Genomic DNA, 1,055 nt, shown 5'->3' with positions numbered 1-1,055 from the left:
CTCAGGCTGAGGTTGGTGGTGTCGACGGTGTCGGTCACGGTGGTGCTGACCGGCGTTTTGTCCGCCACCAGRTTYTCGTAATTGCCGCCGCTGACGTTGGTGATCGAGTTGGTCAGCGGAGCGTGGCCGGTCAACGCGTCGTTCGGCGCGGCGGTGGTCACGGTACCGGTGGTTTTGCCGACATCGATGGTAATCGTCTGGCCGTTGGCCAGGGACACGGTGACCGGGCTACCAGTCACTGGTGCACCGACGGTTGCGGTGTAAGTGACGGTGCCGCCTTCGGCTGCCGAAGCGGTGGCATTCAGGGTCACGGTCGTGGTGTCGATCGTGTCGGTGACGGTGGTGACCGCCGGGGCAGTGCTCGGCACCAGGTTCTCGAAATTGCCACCGGTGGCGGTGGAGATGGTGGCCTGGACCGTGCCTGCGTCTTTGTAAACGTCATCGGACGGTGCCGGGACGGTCACGGTGCCGGTGGTTTTACCGGCGTCGATGGTGATTACGGCGCCATTGCTCAGGGTCACGGTGACCGGAGTGCCGGCGGCGTTGGTCAGGGTCGCGGTGTAAGTGATCTGGCCACCTTCGGCTACCGAGTTGGATGCGCTCAGGCTGAGGTTGGTGGTGTCGACGGTGTCGGTCACGGTGGTGCTGACCGGCGTTTTGTCCGCCACCAGGTTCTCGTAGTTGCCGCCGCTGACGTTGGTGATCGAGTTGGTCAGTGGAGCGTGGCCAGTCAATGCGTCGTTCGGCGCGGCGGTGGTCACGGTACCGGTGGTTTTGCCGACGTCGATGGTGATCGTCTGGCCGTTGGCCAGGGACACGGTGACCGGGCTACCAGTCACTGGTGCACCGACGGTTGCGGTGTAAGTGACGGTGCCGCCTTCGGCGACGTTCGCAGTCGCACTCAGCGAAACGCTGCTGGTGTCGATGGTGTCGGTAACGGTGGTCACTGCCGGGGCAGTGCTCGGCACCAGGTTCTCGAAACTGCCACCGGTGGCGGTGGAGATGGTGGCCTGAACCGTGCCTGCGTCTTTGTAAACGTCATCGGACGGTGCCGG

Annotated in this window: 1 protein-coding gene; it reads right to left on the bottom strand. The window is 64.2% G+C overall.

Annotation, left to right across the window (positions count from 1 at the left end):
* Positions 1-1,055 (bottom strand): immunoglobulin-like domain-containing protein (locus AC1DQM_RS29805; RefSeq protein WP_477747256.1); only part of this gene is annotated, 1,055 nt, incomplete at both ends.

The sequence above is a fragment of the Pseudomonas sp. 01L34 genome, assembly GCF_056400265.1.
This window is presented reverse-complemented; position numbering and strand designations above follow the sequence as displayed.